13 protein-coding genes are annotated in these 15,947 nt (G+C 65.7%); 9 read left to right on the top strand and 4 right to left on the bottom strand.

Annotated elements, in window-relative coordinates; all coding sequences use genetic code 11:
- Window positions 1-3: 3 nt before the first annotated feature.
- The 3 genes from HBE64_RS16875 to HBE64_RS16865 are packed head-to-tail and all read right to left on the bottom strand — an operon-like array spanning window position 4 to window position 2,955.
- Window positions 4-1,377, bottom strand: a complete 1,374-nt coding sequence (locus tag HBE64_RS16875; RefSeq protein WP_167104547.1) for an MCE family protein — start codon at window positions 1,375-1,377, stop codon at window positions 4-6.
- Window positions 1,378-1,379: 2 nt separating this feature from the next.
- A complete protein-coding gene (locus HBE64_RS16870; RefSeq protein ID WP_371744195.1) occupies window positions 1,380-2,210 on the bottom strand; it encodes an ABC transporter permease in 831 nt (276 codons plus the stop codon).
- 34 nt (window positions 2,211-2,244) lie between these two features.
- Entirely contained in the window at window positions 2,245-2,955 is a 711-nt protein-coding gene (locus tag HBE64_RS16865; protein ID WP_167109327.1) for an ABC transporter permease, read from the bottom strand.
- A gap of 818 nt (window positions 2,956-3,773) precedes the next feature.
- On the opposite strand from HBE64_RS16865, the gene HBE64_RS16860 reads away from it, so the two are divergent.
- The 9 genes from HBE64_RS16860 to HBE64_RS16820 are packed head-to-tail and all read left to right on the top strand — an operon-like array spanning window position 3,774 to window position 14,398.
- On the top strand, window positions 3,774-4,559 hold the full coding sequence (locus HBE64_RS16860) for an ABC transporter permease (RefSeq protein WP_208300494.1): 786 nt from the start codon (window positions 3,774-3,776) through the stop codon (window positions 4,557-4,559).
- A complete protein-coding gene (locus tag HBE64_RS16855) occupies window positions 4,556-5,410 on the top strand; it encodes an ABC transporter permease (protein ID WP_167104542.1) in 855 nt (284 codons plus the stop codon). Before HBE64_RS16860 ends, HBE64_RS16855 begins: the two co-directional genes overlap by 4 nt.
- A 4-nt stretch (window positions 5,411-5,414) precedes the next feature.
- On the top strand, window positions 5,415-6,743 hold the full coding sequence (locus tag HBE64_RS16850) for an MCE family protein (RefSeq protein ID WP_167104539.1): 1,329 nt from the start codon (window positions 5,415-5,417) through the stop codon (window positions 6,741-6,743).
- A gap of 25 nt (window positions 6,744-6,768) precedes the next feature.
- Window positions 6,769-7,797, top strand: a complete 1,029-nt coding sequence (locus HBE64_RS16845) for an MCE family protein (protein WP_167104536.1) — start codon at window positions 6,769-6,771, stop codon at window positions 7,795-7,797.
- Window positions 7,794-9,044, top strand: coding sequence for an MCE family protein (locus HBE64_RS16840; RefSeq protein ID WP_167104533.1), 1,251 nt, complete (start codon window positions 7,794-7,796; stop codon window positions 9,042-9,044). The genes HBE64_RS16845 and HBE64_RS16840 overlap by 4 nt, the downstream gene beginning before the upstream one ends.
- Window positions 9,044-10,327 (top strand): MCE family protein, encoded by a 1,284-nt coding sequence (locus HBE64_RS16835; protein ID WP_167104530.1) that lies wholly within the window; start codon window positions 9,044-9,046, stop codon window positions 10,325-10,327. Before HBE64_RS16840 ends, HBE64_RS16835 begins: the two co-directional genes overlap by 1 nt.
- Window positions 10,324-11,472, top strand: a complete 1,149-nt coding sequence (locus HBE64_RS16830; RefSeq protein ID WP_167104527.1) for an MCE family protein — start codon at window positions 10,324-10,326, stop codon at window positions 11,470-11,472. The genes HBE64_RS16835 and HBE64_RS16830 overlap by 4 nt, the downstream gene beginning before the upstream one ends.
- A gap of 1 nt (window position 11,473) precedes the next feature.
- Window positions 11,474-12,916, top strand: coding sequence for an MCE family protein (locus tag HBE64_RS16825; protein ID WP_167104524.1), 1,443 nt, complete (start codon window positions 11,474-11,476; stop codon window positions 12,914-12,916).
- Window positions 12,917-12,970: 54 nt separating this feature from the next.
- Complete coding sequence (locus tag HBE64_RS16820) at window positions 12,971-14,398, top strand: aldehyde dehydrogenase (RefSeq protein WP_167104521.1); 1,428 nt, start codon at window positions 12,971-12,973, stop codon at window positions 14,396-14,398.
- Here the strand turns inward: HBE64_RS16820 and HBE64_RS16815 are convergent, their stop codons facing one another.
- On the bottom strand, window positions 14,399-15,922 hold the full coding sequence (locus HBE64_RS16815) for a class I adenylate-forming enzyme family protein (RefSeq protein ID WP_167104518.1): 1,524 nt from the start codon (window positions 15,920-15,922) through the stop codon (window positions 14,399-14,401).
- Window positions 15,923-15,947 lie beyond the last annotated feature (25 nt).

Genomic DNA, 15,947 nt, shown 5'->3' with positions numbered 1-15,947 from the left:
TGGTCACGGCGTTGGCGCCGCCTGTGGTGCTGGGACCGCCGGATCGGGTGCCGGCGGCACGCCAGGCCAGAGCGGGACCCCGCCCGGGCCGTACCACGCCGCCCCGTAGGGCGGCATTCCCGGACCGGGGTCGGGCCCGGGTGCCGGCCCCGGCAGGCACTGGCGGATGCTCGGCCGCTGCGGCACTGCGCGGGTGACCGGGAACCAGTCGGCCCAACATTGTTCTCCCAGGCCAGGATTCGGGCGGATGTCCAGGCCGGTACCCCAGCCGGTGTTGGTGATCAGCTGACGCACCGGGAGGTTCTTGGTCGGATCGGGCATCGATCCGCAGCTGGGCTTGCCGCCCGGTCCGCCCTTGGCGTTGACGATGGGCAGGTTGTCGGGGTACTGGTAGCCGTCGTTGCCCAGCAGCAGGGCGACGTCGAAGTTCGCCGACTTGCCGTCGCGGCCGCCCCAGATGTTGTAGGCGTCGCCGGTGCTCAGAGTCCATGTGGCGCCCTGCAGCCAGCAGGTGTAGACGGGGCTGTACTTCAGCAGCAGATTGGTGGTGGGCTCGAGTAGGTTGACGGCGCGGACCAGGGAGTCCTCGCTCGAGGCCAGCAGGTCGCGAGCTGAATACGAGAACCCAATGGTGTTGAGCAGCAATGCATCCAGCTGTGAAGACCGATCGGCGATGGTCGTGCTGACCGTGCTGCCGGCGTTGAGGATCGTCACGATGTCCGGTGCGGCCGCGGCGTAGGTGTCGTTGAAGTTCTTGAACGAGCGCCAGTCCTCGCGGATGGTGTCGCTGCGCTCGTTGAGCGCCTTGAGAACCTCGTTGAGATCGGTGGTGGCCTCGGCCATCCGCGGCCCCTGGCCGCGGACTCCGTCGGCAACCGCCGTCAGGACCGCGTTGAGCTTGGCGGGGTCGACCTTGTCGAGCAGGTTGACGACATTCTGGAAGACGGTGTTGACCTCGGTGGTGACGTTTTTCGACTGCAGCACAGCGCCGGCGGCCAGCCGCTGCGGACTGGGTTCGGACGGATAGATGAGGTCGACGAATTTTGCCCCGAACGCGGTGGTGGCGCGGATCTGCGCTCCCACATTGGCCGGGATGTACTGGACCTGGTCCGGGTCGATCTCCAGCCGCAGCGTCGCGGGCCCCTGACCGCCGGTGATCTGGCTGACCCGGCCGACCTGAACGCCGCGCATCTTGACCTTCGCACCGGTTTCCATCACCAACCCTGAACGGTCGGCGGTCAGTGTGACCGGCACGTAGGACCGGAAGGTACCCGCGAAAAGTGTTGCGGTGACGAAGAAGAACACGGCGACAACGGCCAGCAGGATGACCGTCCACCACCTGTCATGCAGGCGTTCCTCACCGGGCCGGGCTTCCATATCTAGCCCGCCAGATTGAAGTTGCCGGACTGGCCGTACACGGCCAGTGAGATCATCACGATTTCGACCGCGGCGACCACCATCGACGTACGAACGGCACGCCCGACCGCCTCACCGACGCCAGCTGGTCCGCCCTTGGCGGTGTAGCCGTAGAACGTGTGCACCAGCATGATGACGATCGTCATCGCCACCGACTGCATGAACGACCAGATGACGTCGGTGGGGTTGAGGAAGGTGTTGAAGTAGTGGTCGTAGACGCCGGCACCCTGACCGTAGATGACGACGGTGCCGGTGCGGGCGGCCAGGAACGCCATCATGACGGCGATGCAGTACAGCGGTATCACCACGATGACGCCCGCCAGAACGCGGGTCGCGGCCAGGTAAGTGACCGAACGGATTCCGATGACCTCCAGTGCATCGATCTCTTCGTTGATCCGCATCGCGCCGATCTGGGCGGTCGCACCCGCGCCGATGGTCGCCGACAACGCCACCGAGACGGTCCCCGGGACGATGAGCCGAACGTTGAAGAAGGCCGACGCAAATCCGGTCAGGGCCTCGAAGCCGACCGACGCCAACTGGTTGTATCCCTGGACGGCCACCAGGGCGCCGGTGGTCATGGTCAGAAAGCCGACGATGGCCACCGTTCCGCCTACTACGGCCAAAGCGCCTGCGCCCAAACCCATCTGGGCGACGAGACGCAACAGTTCCTTGTTATAGCGGGTCGCCGCATCGGGGATCGCGGCCAGCGTCTTGACATAGAACCGGGTTTGGGCGCCGATGCGGTCCCATCCGGCGGACAGCTCGCGCAGGCCTGTCGCCAGTTTGGGGTGCAGTCGGCTGGGGGAGTTGACGCTCACGGGTGCACCATCACACCGTGAACTGGATGCCGACGGCGGTGACGATGACGTTGATGGCGAACAGCACCATGAAGGTGAAGACCACGGTCTCGTTGACGGCGTTGCCTACGCCGGCAGGGCCACCACCGACCGAGATGCCCTTGTAACAGGCGATCAGGCCGGCGGCCAGGCCGAAAAGTGTTGCCTTGGTGAGCGATACGACAACGTCACCGACGCCGGTCAGCAGCGTCAGGCCGGCGGCGAACGCGCCCGGCGAGACGTTCTGGATATAGACGACGAAGATGTAGGCGCCGGCGAGGCCGGTCAGGATGACCGTGGACGAGAGCGCCAGTGCCACCGTGGTGGCGGCCAGCACGCGGGGGACCACGAGCGCCTGGATGGGGTCGATGCCCATGACGCGCAAGGCGTCGAGCTCTTCCCGAATGGTGCGTGCGCCGAGGTCGGCGCACATCGCGGTGGCGCCGGCGCCGGAGACCACGAGCACGGTGACGATCGGTCCGATCTGGTTGACCGTGCCGATCGCCGCACCGGTACCGGAGAAGTCCGCTGCGCCGAACTCGCCGAGCAGGATGTTGAAGGTGAACACCAGCAACACTGAGTAGGGCAGCGTCAGCATCAGGGCGGGCAAGACCGACACGCGCGCCACGAACCAGGTCTGCAACAGGTACTCCCGCCAGGCGAACTGCGGGCGGAACATCACCACGAAGGTGTCCAGGGTCATGCCGATGAATCCGCCGAAAGCCCGCACGGGCTTGGCAGCGAGTGATCCCGCGCTCAAGGTCGCGTACCCCGCAAACTGGATGTCATCCCGCCCTGCGGATCGGAGAACATCGCCGAAGCGCGGTCGCCGGGCGCCCGCCAGCGCATCCGGTGCCGGCCTTCGTGGCATCTCGGCGCGCCACGGGTGGCGGCATAAGCGCAGTTCGCGCCGCCATCTGCGCCGGCAATCGCCGTGCGCGCATCCTCGTCCGGCAACATGGCCGAAACGCTATCGGGCTACTGCCTAGGTAGCTGCTTCTCATATGAGGGGTTTTTGTACCCCCAAAGAGCTAACGGCTGCCCCGGCCGTCTGTGATGTCGCGCGCCCCCGCTCCCGTCTGACGCGCCGCCGTGGCGCCCTGGCGGTGCCGACCCGCCCGACCGCAGGGGGTGGCACAGCGTCGACGGTGACCGGCTGGGCACCATTTGGTGGGCTCGCCTGGCTGTTACCAGGCATTTGCCTACCAGATCGGGCCGAGTGAGGGGAAGGGGAAATTGTGTGATTGACGACATTTACCTAAAGGGGTAAGGTTTATCTCGCTTGGTGTCCTGCGTCACAGTGTGTCTATACCGGCTGTGTCGCAGTCACTTTGGGACTCACCGGGCGGTGTCGACATCGGTCGGTTCGTGAACCGATTAGAACTTGAAGGTGGGTAGGTTGAGGTTCGCACGCGGCGCCACGGGGACGGTTTCGAGCGGGCGGGGCAGCCGGTGCCGGCATTGACGCACGTTGACGAGACGACTGCTTCCCCAGCAGGTGTCGGCGGTCGCCGATCATCGATGATCCGGCGGCTGGAGGCCGTCGCCTCAGCCTCACCCGCCAAGCCGGTTGTCGCCTTGGGCGGGTTCTTCGTGATGGCGCTCGAGGTCGTGCTGGCTATCCCCCGCAGGCCGTTCGCGTGGCGCGAGTTCCTGGTCCAGGCGTGGTTCGTGGCCCGTGTGTCGATGGTCCCCACGCTGATGCTGGCCATTCCCTTCACGGTGTTGATGGTCTTCACCTTCAACATCCTGCTGGTCGAGTTCGGTGCGGCGGACTACTCGGGTACGGGGGCCGCCTACGGAACAGTGACGCAGATCGGCCCGGTGGTGACCGTGTTGGTGGTCTCGGGAGCGGGCGCGACGGCCATGTGCGCGGATCTCGGAGCTCGCACGATTCGTGACGAACTCGACGCGCTACGGGTGATGGGGATCGATCCCATCCAGGCGCTGGTGGTGCCCCGGGTGCTGGCCGCCACCATCGTGGCGACGCTGCTGTCGTCGGTGGTGATCCTGGTCGGATTGACGGGCAGCTTCGTCTTCGCGGTGTTCATCCAGCATGTGACCCCCGGATCGTTCGTGGGTGGGCTGACCGTCATCACCAAGGCTCCTGACGTGGTCATCGCGCTGATCAAGTCGACGCTGTTCGGTCTGGCGGCCGGACTGATCGCCTGCTACAAGGGGGTGTCGGTCGGCGGGGGACCGGCAGGCGTCGGAAACGCCGTCAACGAGACAGTCGTCTACACCTTCATGGCATTGTTCGCGATCAACATCATCGCGACAGCGGTCGGTGTGAAGGCAACCCTGTGAGCAGTGCCGCGCCCAGTGGGTTGCATCCTGCGCTACGCCGTGTCGCCGCCAAGGGCGTCACCGGACTGACCCGAATCGGTACCCAGGCCCAGTTCTACTTCCGCACGATCGTCTCCGTACGCGACGCGCTGGTGCACTACCAGGCCGAGACCGTGCGCCTGATCGCCCAGATGAGCCTGGGCACGGGCGCGTTGGCGATCATCGGCGGGACCGTGGTGATCGTGGGCTTTCTGACCCTGTCGACCGGAGCCCTGGTGGCAGTCCAGGGGTACAACCAGTTCGCCAATGTCGGGGTCGAGGCGCTCACAGGCTTCGCCTCAGCATTTTTCAACGTCCGCCTGATCGCTCCCGTCATCGCCGGCATCGCATTGGCGGCCACCATCGGTGCGGGCGCCACCGCGCAGCTCGGTGCGATGCGGATCAACGAAGAGATCGATGCGCTGGAAGTGATGGGTGTGCGTTCGGTGGCCTACCTCGCATCGAACCGGGTCGTCGCGGGGGTCATCGTGGTCATCCCGCTGTACTGCGTGGCTATGATCACCGCATTTCTGGCCGCACGATTCGGGACCACCGTCGTCTACGGTCAGTCGAGCGGCGTCTATGACCACTACTTCAATACGTTCCTGAATCCGACGGACATCATCTGGTCGTTCTTCCAGGCGGTGTCGATGGCTGCCGTGATCATGCTCGTGCACACCTATTACGGCTTCACCGCATCCGGTGGACCCGCCGGTGTCGGCGAAGCCGTCGGACGGGCCGTTCGCACCTCGATGATCTCGGCGGTATTCGTCGTTCTGTTCCTCTCGCTGGCCATCTACGGCCAGTCCGGGCATTTCCATCTCTCGGGATAGCGGCATGGACCAGGACACAGGAGAGCACAACCTGCGACCGTTGTGGTGGGCGGCCGGACTGTTCACCGCCATCATCGCCACTGCCGCACTATGTTTGGCGTTCTTCTTCGGCACGTTTCGCAGCTATCTACCGGTCGTCGTCACCTCGGACCGCAGCGGACTGGTGATGGAGACCGGTGCCAAGGTCAAGCTGCGCGGAGTCGAGGTCGGGCGGGTGGCGGGCATCACGGGGGGTGGGCAGCCCGTCGGGTTGCGTCTGGAGATCGATCCCGACCAAGTCGAGCACATCCCGGCCAACATCGAAGCGGAAGTCAAGGCGACGACCGTTTTCGGGGCCAAGTTCGTCGACCTGGTCTATCCACCGAACCCCAGTCCGCAGCGGCTGAAAGCCGGCGAATCCATCCGGTCGCGCAACGTGACCACCGAGGTCAACACGATCTTCGACAACCTCGTGGGCGTCCTGCACCAAGTGGACGTGGCCAAACTCAACGCGGTGCTGACCGCCATGGCCGATGGGGTGCGCGGCCAGGGGGAACGAATCGGCCAGGCGATCACCGATGCCAACCAGGTGCTGCTGGCGGTCAACCCGCGAATGGACACCGTGGCGGCGGACTGGCGATCCTACAAGGGTTTCAGCGACGCCTATAGCGTTGCAGCCCAGGACATCCTGGCGACCCTCGATGCCGCCAGCACCACCAGCGACACGATCACGGGTCACGCCGGTGATCTCGATGCGTTGCTGTTGAACACGCTCGGCTTTTCCAACAGCGGCGTCAATCTGATCGGTCCGGCCAAAGACGATCTGGTCGGCGCTGTGAACGTCCTGGAGCCGACGACGGCGCTTCTGCTGAAGTACAGCCCGGAGTACACCTGCACCGTCCAGGGCGCCAAGCTGTTCCTGGACAAGGCCGGTGAGTGGTTCGGTGGCAACGGCCGGACCGTGTACCTGGACGCGGGAATCGCATTCGGCGACGACCTCTACCGTTACCCGGAGAATCTGCCCCTAGTGGCAGCCAAGGGCGGCCCCGGCGGTCGTCCCGGATGTGGGTCGCTGCCCGACGCCGCCAAGAACTTCCCGGTCCGGCAACTCGTGACGAACACGGGATGGGGAACGGGGCTGGATTGGCGGCCCAACCCCGGAATCGGCCAGACCTGTTCGGTCGACTACTTCCCGGTCACCCGGGCGATCCCCGAATCACCCCACGTCGGGGAGTGCCTGCCGGGACCCGCCCCCGGCCCGCCGCCGCCGTATCCGGGCGGTCCGCCCTACGGCGCCCCGTGGTACGGCGCTGACGGTCAACCCCTCTATCCCGGCCTGCCGCCCGCACCGTGACAGCCGACCGACCAGGACGGAACGTATGAACACCAATGTTCGCCGCGCCGCGATCAGCTTCGCGATCTTCGTCGTCGTGTGCTCGCTGGGGACGGCCGCACTGCTGGCGGTCTTCTCCCAGTTCCGGTTCTCTTCCGAACAGATCTATCGGGCGGAATTCACCGATGTCAGTGGACTGGCCACCGGTGACTTCGTCCGCATCGCCGGTGTCGAGGTCGGCAAGGTCAAAAGGATCGCCGTCACGTCGGACTCACTGGCCCTGGTGGAATTCTCGGCCGATCCCTCGGTGGTGCTCACCCAGGGAACCAGGGCCGCCGTCCGCTGGGAGAACCCAATCGGCGACCGCTACCTCGCCCTGATGGAAGGGGCGGGCAGCCCCAAACGCCTCAATCCCGGAGCCACGATCGCGGTTGGCAACACCGAACCCGCGCTCGATCTGGACACCCTGCTGGGTGGATTCCGTCCGTTGTTCCGGGCACTGGATCCCCAGCAGGTCAACGCGCTGTCCGGCCAGCTGATCGCGGCGTTCCAGGACGAGGGGGCCACCATCGGCTCATTCCTGACCCAGACCGCTTCGGTCACAAGCACTCTCGCTGATCGCGACGAACTCATCGGGCAAGTCATCACCAACCTCAATATGGTCATGGGCTCCCTGGGTGGCCAACGCGCTCAATTCGCCAAGGCGATCAACTCGCTGTCGCAGCTGACCAGCGGACTGGCCGACCGCAGGACCGACATCGCCAACGCGGTCGCATACACGAATGCTGCTGCTGCAACGGTGGCCGACCTCCTAACACAGGCCAGGGATCCAGCCAAAGACCTTGTTGCCCAGACCGATCGAGTCAGCACCATCGTCTCTGACGACCACGAGTGGTTCGACAATTTCCTGGAGACGGTTCCGCACTCCTACAAGGTGCTCAGCCGGCTGGGGATCATGGGCGACTTCTTCACCTTCTATCTGTGCGATCTCGTGTTGAAGGTCAACGGCAAAGGCGGACAACCGGTCTATGTGAAGATGGCCGGTCAGGACACCGGGAGGTGTGCGCCCAAGTGAGGCCCCCGACCCAACACAGACTCTTCGTCACCGGCCTCGTGGGGGCCCTCTCGATCGCCGGTGCCGCCGCACTCGCTCTCGAATATGACAAGCTGCCGTTCGTCAATTCCGCCACGCGCTACGAGGCGTACTTCGCTGAGGCAGGCGGTCTGCGGCCTGGCGCGGCCGTACAGGTGGCCGGCTACCGCGTCGGTGAGGTGTCCTCCGTCGACCTGCAGGGCGCCCGCGTTCTGGTGAGTTTCGACGTGGACGAGGACATCCGCCTCGGCGAACAGACCGAAGCCAACATCCGAACCAAGAGCCTGCTCGGAGCCAAGGTTCTCCAGATCACGCCACGCGGCACCGGTGAACTGAGACAACCCATCCCGCTGGAACGGACTAAGGCGCCCTACCAACTTCCAGATGCCCTCGGCGATCTGTCGGCCACCATCAGCGGACTGGACACCACGTCGGTCTCTGATGCGCTGACGACGTTGGCCGACACGTTTCGCGACACGCCCCCGGCTGTTCAGCAGGCAGTCGCCGGAGTCGGGCGCTTCTCTGAATCACTGAACACCCGCGACGCCGCCTTGCGCAGCCTGCTCGACGACGCGAGCAAGGCCACCGGCGTGCTCTCCGAGCGTGCCGACCAGATCGCCAGGCTGGTCGCCGACAGCAATCAGCTGCTGGCCGAATTGGCAATGCAGAGCAGCTCGTTGGAGCAGATCGCCGGGAACCTGTCGGCGCTGGCCCAGCAGCTACAAGGATTCATCGACGACAACAAGACCGAACTACGCCCGACGCTGACCAAGCTGAACTCCGTCCTGTCGATCGTCGACGCGCGTAAAGCCGGCCTGCAACAGGCGATCAAATACCTCAACCAGTACGCCATGTCGCTCGGGGAAAGCGTTGCCTCCGGCCCCTTCTTCAAGGCCTACATCGCCAACCTGTTGCCGGGGCAGTTCGTCCAGCCGTTCATCGACGCAGCCTTCTCCGACCTGGGTCTGGATCCCAATGTGCTATTGCCGTCCCAGCGCACCGACCCGCAGACCGGGCAGCACGCAACGCCACCGCTGCCGGTGCCCTTCCCGCGCACCGGCCAGGGCGGCGAACCCCACCTCAACCTGCCCGACGCGATCACCGGCGTCCCCGGGGATTCCCGCTATCCCTACCGCGAGCCGCTGCCCGCCCCTCAGCCCGGCGGTCCACCGCCGGGACCGCCCGCGCCCGACGAGCCAACTGCCACATCGGCAGGAGGAGGTCAGTGATGCGGTCACGGCGGATCCGCATCGGGACTGCCATCGCACTGTCGTTGACGCTGCTCGCCGGCGTCGTCATGGCGATCCGCAACGCCGAAACGACCGCCAGATTCCACGTCATCGCCTACTTCGACAACAGCAACGGTCTGTTCACCGGCGACGAGGTCCGCATTCTCGGCGTGCCCGTCGGCCGCATAGACCGGATCGAACCGCAAGCCGAAGACGTCAAGATCACGTTCTGGATCGACGACAAATACCAGGTTCCCGCGCAGGCGACCGCGGCGATCATCTCACCGCAGTTGGTCACCTCCCGCGCGATTCAGCTGACACCCGCCTACACCGGTGGGCCGACCATGGCCGACGGAGCCGTTATTCCCCAGTCCCGCACCGCCGTACCGCTGGAATGGGACGATCTGCGCCAGCAACTGGTGAAGCTCACCGACGCGCTGCAACCCAGCACACCCGGCGGCGTCAGCACTCTGGGTGCCTTCATCGACACCGCGGCGGACAATCTGCGCGGGCAGGGCCCCGATATTCGCCAGACCGTCGTCAAGATGGCACAGGCGTTCTCGATTCTCGGTGACCACAGCGACGACATCTTCGCCACCATCAAGAATCTGTCGGTCGTCGTGGCCGCGCTGCAAGACAGCGCCTCCCTGCTGGAGCAGTTCAACCGGAATCTGGCGTCGGTATCCGGTGCACTGTCGCAGTCACCCGGATCGGTGAGCAAGGCCGTATCGGATCTCAACGATGTCGTCTCCGAGACAACACGATTCATCGCCGAAAACCGCGACCAGATCGGCGCCACCACCGACAAACTCGCGTCTATCAGCAGCGCGGTGCACGACAGCATCGGCGACGTCGAACAGTCGTTGCACCTGTTCCCGAACACCCTGCAGAACTTCGTCAACATCTATCAGCCGACCCAGCAGGGCATCACGGGTGTGCTGACGATGCAGAACTTCGCGAACCCGATCTCATTCCTGTGCGGTGGAATCCAGGCGGCCTCACGCCTCAACAACGAACAGTCGGCCAAGCTGTGCGTGCAATACCTGGCGCCGATCATCAAGAACCGCCAGTACAACTTCTTCCCGCTGGGCGAGAACTACGTCGTCGGGCAGAGCGCACGCCCCAACGAGCTCACCTATTCCGAAGACTGGCTTCGGCCCGACCACGTGCCGGCCGGCACGGCACCGTCACCGCTGCCTGCCGAAGCCGCCCAGGCGCCGGCGCCGACCGACCCGGCGGCCGGGCTGCCAGGGCTCATGGTTCCCGCGCAGGGCCCGTCATGATCCCGGTAACCCGACCGCGGCGCACTGCCGTCGTGCTGGCGGCGGTAATGCTGGCGATCGCCGTCAGTTCCACCGCATGCGAGTGGCACGGTCTGAACTCGCTGTCGCTGCCAGGAACTCAAGGGCAAGGCCCCGGTTCGTTCGTCGTGCAGGCGCAGCTCCCTGACGTCGGCTACATCCAGCAGAACTCGCGAGTGCGGGTCGGCGACGTCAACGTGGGAACCATCACGAGGATCGAGCGTCAAGGGTGGCATGCGTTGGTCACCATGACTCTCAACGGCGACGTCGACCTGCCCGCCAACGCCACCGTCAAGGTTGGCCAGACGAGCCTGCTGGGTTCCCTGCATCTGGAACTGGCGCCGCCGACCGATGCGGCGCCCGAAGGCAAGCTCCACAACGGGTCGCTCATCCCGTTGCAGGCAGCCGCGGCCTACCCCGGCACCGACGAGACGCTGGCGGCACTGTCGATGCTGCTCAACGGCGGCGGAATCGGACAGATTCAGGACATCACCGCCGCGTTCGCCACCGCCTTCGCGCACCGAGAAGCCGACTTGCGCAGTCTCATCGACCAATTGGACCAATTCACCGGCCGAGTCAATGCCCAAACCGGCGATATCATCGCCGCGACTGACAGCTTCAACGGGCTTGTCGCGCAGTTCGCCGCCCAGAAGCCCGTACTGGACAAGGCGGTTCGCTCCATTCCCGACGCACTGGCGGTACTGGCGCAGCAACGCGAGCGTCTCACCGAGGCGCTTGCAGCATTCGGCAGATTCAGCGCCTTGGCCACCGACACCGTCAACCAGACGAAGGAGAATCTGGTCAAGGAACTCAAAGAGGTCGCACCTGTGTTGCGGTCCCTGGCCGACGCGGGTCCCGATCTGACCCGGTCGCTGGATTTCCTGGGAACGTTCCCCTGGCCGAAAGGACCGCTGGACAAGTGGATTCGCGGTGACTACGCCAACATCACCGCCATCGTCGACCTGACGTTGAGCCGCATCGACAACACCCTGTTCTCCGGCACCCGATGGGAAGGCAATCTGACCGAGCTGGAGATGCAGTGGGGACGGACCATCGGACAGCTCCCCAGTCCCTACACGGCGGGCAATCCGCTGGTTGCCCCCTACCACCTCGATCAAGGGCCGTGACATGCGTCTGAACAGGTGGATCAAGATTCAGCTGGCGATCTTCGGGGTCGTCACGGTGACTGCCGGAGCGGTGATGATCTTCGGATACATCGACGTACCGGCGATGCTGGGCGTAGGCCGCTACACCGTCACGATGCAGCTGCCCTCGGCCGGCGGACTGTACGAAGGCGCGAATGTCACCTACCGCGGTACCGAGGTCGGGCGAGTCCGCGCTGTGCGCCTCACCGATGACGGTGTGCAAGCCGAACTGTCGCTGAGATCTGATGTCCAGATTCCCGTCGACCTTGACGCTCAGGTGCACAGCACCTCAGCCATCGGCGAGCAGTACGTCGCCCTACTTCCCCGCAGCGCACATGCGCCGGCGCTGAAGGCCGGCGACGTGATCCGCGCGGACCGCACCTCAGTGCCGCCCGATATCGGGACCTTGCTCGACGCCGCGAACCGCGGACTGCAGGCAATCCCGCGCGACAACCTCAAGACCGTCGTCGACGAGAGCGACCTGGCCATCGGCGGCCTGGGCCCCGAGATCTCCAGGATCGTGCAGGGGTCCACCCGGCTGGCCGGCGACGCGCGCGCCAACCTGGACCCGCTGACCACGCTGATCGATCACTCTGCGCCACTGCTGGATTCGCAGGTCAACACCGCCGAGTCCGTTCACGCCTGGGCGGCACACCTCGCCGATCTGACCGGACAGCTGAAGGATTCCGCCGCCGCCGTCGCCGGGCTGATCCGGCAAGGAGGGGACGCCGCAAGCCAGGCCCGCCAGCTGATGGAACGCCTCAATCCCAGCCTGCCGGTCCTGATGTCGAATCTGCTCGGCATCGGCCAACTCGCCGTCACCTACCAACCGGCGATCGAGCAGTTGCTGGTGCTGCTGCCCATGGGCGTACAAGTCATGCAGGGCGGAACTGTGGCCAACCGGGACAGCAAGCATCCCGGCCTGGTGCTGTCGTTCAACCTCAATCTCAACCTGCCACCGCCGTGTACGACGGGTTACCTTCCCGCCCAACAACAGCGGATTCCCACCGAGGTCGACACCCCGGACCGCACCTCCGACGATCTGTACTGCCGGATACCGCAGGACTCGTGGATGGCGGTACGCGGAGCCCGTAACCTGCCGTGCCTGACCAAGCCGGGCAAGCGGGCACCGACGGCGAAGATGTGCAAGAGCGACGACGTCTACGTACCCCTCAACGACGGTTTCAACTGGAAAGGAGATCCCAACGGGACGTTATCAGGACAGGACATCCCGCAACCGCCGCCCGACTCGGCGCCCCCGCCCGCGTCGCCCGGCCCGCTACCGCCGATCGCCGCCGCCTACTACGACCCGGCCAACGGCACCTATGTCGGGCCCGACGGGCGCACCTACACGCAATCCGACCTTGCGCCACGAAACGCGCCCAGGACGTGGCAGAACATGCTCACACCGGATCCGGGCAATTAAGCTGCCGCACAGCGGTATTCACCACCTCAGCAATCCCGACGCCATAAGGACGACATGACGATCGCCGAACCGCTGATCTACGTCGGCGGAAACTTTCGCCCACCCGGCCAGCTCACCACCATCATCGAGCCCGCCACGGGCGCCCCGCTCGGACAGGGCCCATGCGGTACCGAGGCGGACATCGACGACGCGGTGTCGGCCGCGCAGTCGGCATCGGCGCAGCAGTGGCGAGCCAGTTCACCCGCCGAGCGTGCTGCGGTGCTCAAGCGGTTCAGCGCCCCGCTGCGTGAGAGGTCACCGCAGACAGCGGTTCTGGTCACCCGCGAGAACGGTATGCCGATCACCCTGTCGCGCGTGGTCAATGGCGTGTTCCCGCCGGCTCTGATCCGCTACTACGCCGGGATTGTCGGGGATTCTTCACCGGAAGAGGTCCGGCCGGCGATGGCGGGCGACACCCTGGTGTGCACCGAACCGGTCGGCGTCGTGGCCGCCATCACCCCGTGGAACTATCCGCAAGCCATCGCGGTGATGAAGATCGCCCCGGCCCTGGCTGCCGGCTGCAGCGTCGTCCTCAAAGCCGCACCCGAAACCAGTCTCGATGCGCTGGCGTTCGCGCATGCGGCTGCCGACGCGGGGCTGCCGGACGGCGTACTCAACGTCGTTCCCGGGGGCGCGGCCGCCGGTGCCCACCTGGTCGGTCATCCCGGTGTCGACAAGGTGGCGTTCACCGGCTCGACCGGGGCGGGCCGGGCGATCGGCGAGACGTGTGGCCGGCTGATCCGGCCGGTGACACTCGAGCTGGGCGGCAAGTCGGCAGCGATCATCCTCGACGACGCCGACCTGACCGCCACGCTGAACGGTTTGCGCTCGGCGTCGTTCGTCAACAACGGTCAGACATGTCACCTGAGCTCGCGGATCCTGGCTCCGCGGTCCCGCTACGCCGAGTTCGTCGACGCCATCGCGGATCTGGCCGACAGCCTGACCGTCGGTGATCCGCTCGACGAGTCCACCGACATCGGTCCAATGGTCAGCGCGCGCCAGCGTGAGCGGGTGCTGGACTACATCGGCATCGGCCGCGATTCCGGAGCCAGACTCGTAGCCGGCGGGGGCATTCCGAGCGATCAACCGGTGGGCTGGTTCGTCGAACCCACCGTGTTCGCCGATGTGGACAACTCCGACAGGATCGCCCAGGAGGAGATCTTCGGGCCCGTCGTCACGATCACGCCGTACGACGACGACGAGGACGCGGTCCGGCTCGCCAACGACAGCGCCTTCGGGCTCGCCGGAACCGTGTGGTCACCCGACGCCGAACGCGCCACCGCCGTCGCACGGAAGATCCGCACCGGATCGATCGGCATCAACGGCTACGAACTGGACATGCGCTCGCCGTTCGGCGGGGTGAAGGACAGCGGAATCGGTCGCGAACTCGGTCCGGAAGGCCTGTCGGCCTACCAGGTGTCGAAGTCGATCTACCGGTTCTGACTACCGGACCTTGTCGAAGCGATCCGGGATGTCGCGGTACTCGGCGCGGATCGCATTCTTGTCCAACTTGCCATTGGGCAGCCTCGGTAGCGGTGTGGAGCGCAGCACCACGTAACGCGGAACCTTGTAGTCGGACAGGACGGCTCCGCAGTGCGCCACCACCGCGTTCTGATCGAGATCGGAACCCGCAGCGACGGTGATGATCGCGGCAGGGGTCTCGCCGAATCTGGTGTCGGCCGCCGCGATCACCGCTACCTCGGCGACACCGTCGAGCGTGCCGATGGTCGACTCGAGCTCGACGGGGGAGATGTTGATTCCGCCGGAGATGATGAGTTCCTTCATCCGGTCCAGAAACCGGATTCGGCCCTGTTCGTCACCGACGCCCAGATCACCGCTGTGCAGCCAGCCGTCCCGGATCGCTGCTGCCGTCGTCGCCGGATCGTTCCAATAACCCGGTGTGACGCCCGGACCGCGGACCACCAGTTCTCCGGACTGCCCCGGCGGGACCAGCGACCCGTCGTCGGCCATCACCCGCACCTCGGTGAAGATCGAACCCGCACCGCAGCAATCGGGGTGCTCGAGAGCCTCAGCTTTGATCGTCGCGGTCGCGACGCCACCGGCTTCGGTCATGCCGTAGATCTGGCGCAGCAGAACGCCTTTGGCGGCCCAGCGGTCCAACAGATCCAGTGGCACCGCCGCCCCGCCGACGATGGCCGTTTGTAGCGAGCTCAGGTCGGCGTCGGCGAACTCGTCAGCGCGCGACAGCGCCTCGAACACCAGCGGAACTCCGAACAGTGCGCGCACAGAATGCTGTTCGATGAGCCTCACCGCCCGCGAGGGGTTGAGCTCCGGCTCGACGACCAGGGTGCCCCCGAGCACCGAGGTGATCAGCAGGCCGTAGACCAGTCCCGGTGTGAACGCCAAGGGCAGCACCAGCAGGGTCACCGTGCCTGGTCGGAAGCCCTCCTCGGTCAACGTGTTCTCCAGGACCATGCCCATCAGTGTCTGGCTGGTCAGGATCACTCCCTTGGACAACCCGGTCGAGCCGCTGGTGAAGATCACCGCGATCGGTTCCTGCAGGTCCGGTTCGACCGCGAAGTCGTCGGCGTCGCCGGACCGCAGTGCGTCGACGGCGCCGAAGTCCCAGACCGCGAACTCACGTCCGGCGGCACTGGCCTGTTCGGCGTCGGTGACGTGACCGGGCGCGGCGATGATCGCGCTGATCTCGGCGTCATCAGCGATCTTGCGGATCTCGGCCGGCTTCAGCCGGGCATTGAGTGGAACCAGAACGGCGCCGCTCTTCATGATCGCCAGAGCTGCCACCGGCCACTGCAGCGTATTGGAACCCAGAAGCCCGATCCGTTCGCCGGGTTTGACCCCGTCGTCGGCCAGCCTGCGGGCCAGGCGCGAGGTCCAGTGCTGAAGTTCGCGGTAGCTGACCTGGTCGGAACCGATGACGACAGCGTCGCGGTCCCCATGCGTGCGTGCCCACCACCGCAGTGCCGAGGCCACCGTGGTCGCCATCGTCCTCCTCGATACGTGTTTGTCG

It is taken from the genome of Mycobacterium sp. DL592, assembly GCF_011694515.1.
Classification (GTDB): domain Bacteria; phylum Actinomycetota; class Actinomycetes; order Mycobacteriales; family Mycobacteriaceae; genus Mycobacterium.
This window is presented reverse-complemented; position numbering and strand designations above follow the sequence as displayed.

What these genes read in the sequence shown, in the direction of transcription:
- HBE64_RS16875 (WP_167104547.1), bottom strand. Translation starts at nt 1,377, where the DNA reads ATGGAAGCCCGGCCCGGTGAGGAACGCCTGCATGACAGGTGGTGGACG.
- HBE64_RS16865 (WP_167109327.1), bottom strand. Translation starts at nt 2,955, where the DNA reads ATGACCCTGGACACCTTCGTGGTGATGTTCCGCCCGCAGTTCGCCTGG.
- HBE64_RS16860 (WP_208300494.1), top strand. Translation starts at nt 3,774, where the DNA reads ATGATCCGGCGGCTGGAGGCCGTCGCCTCAGCCTCACCCGCCAAGCCG.
- HBE64_RS16850 (WP_167104539.1), top strand. Translation starts at nt 5,415, where the DNA reads ATGGACCAGGACACAGGAGAGCACAACCTGCGACCGTTGTGGTGGGCG.
- HBE64_RS16845 (WP_167104536.1), top strand. Translation starts at nt 6,769, where the DNA reads ATGAACACCAATGTTCGCCGCGCCGCGATCAGCTTCGCGATCTTCGTC.
- HBE64_RS16835 (WP_167104530.1), top strand. Translation starts at nt 9,044, where the DNA reads ATGCGGTCACGGCGGATCCGCATCGGGACTGCCATCGCACTGTCGTTG.
- HBE64_RS16830 (WP_167104527.1), top strand. Translation starts at nt 10,324, where the DNA reads ATGATCCCGGTAACCCGACCGCGGCGCACTGCCGTCGTGCTGGCGGCG.
- HBE64_RS16825 (WP_167104524.1), top strand. Translation starts at nt 11,474, where the DNA reads ATGCGTCTGAACAGGTGGATCAAGATTCAGCTGGCGATCTTCGGGGTC.
- HBE64_RS16820 (WP_167104521.1), top strand. Translation starts at nt 12,971, where the DNA reads ATGACGATCGCCGAACCGCTGATCTACGTCGGCGGAAACTTTCGCCCA.
- HBE64_RS16815 (WP_167104518.1), bottom strand. Translation starts at nt 15,922, where the DNA reads ATGGCGACCACGGTGGCCTCGGCACTGCGGTGGTGGGCACGCACGCAT.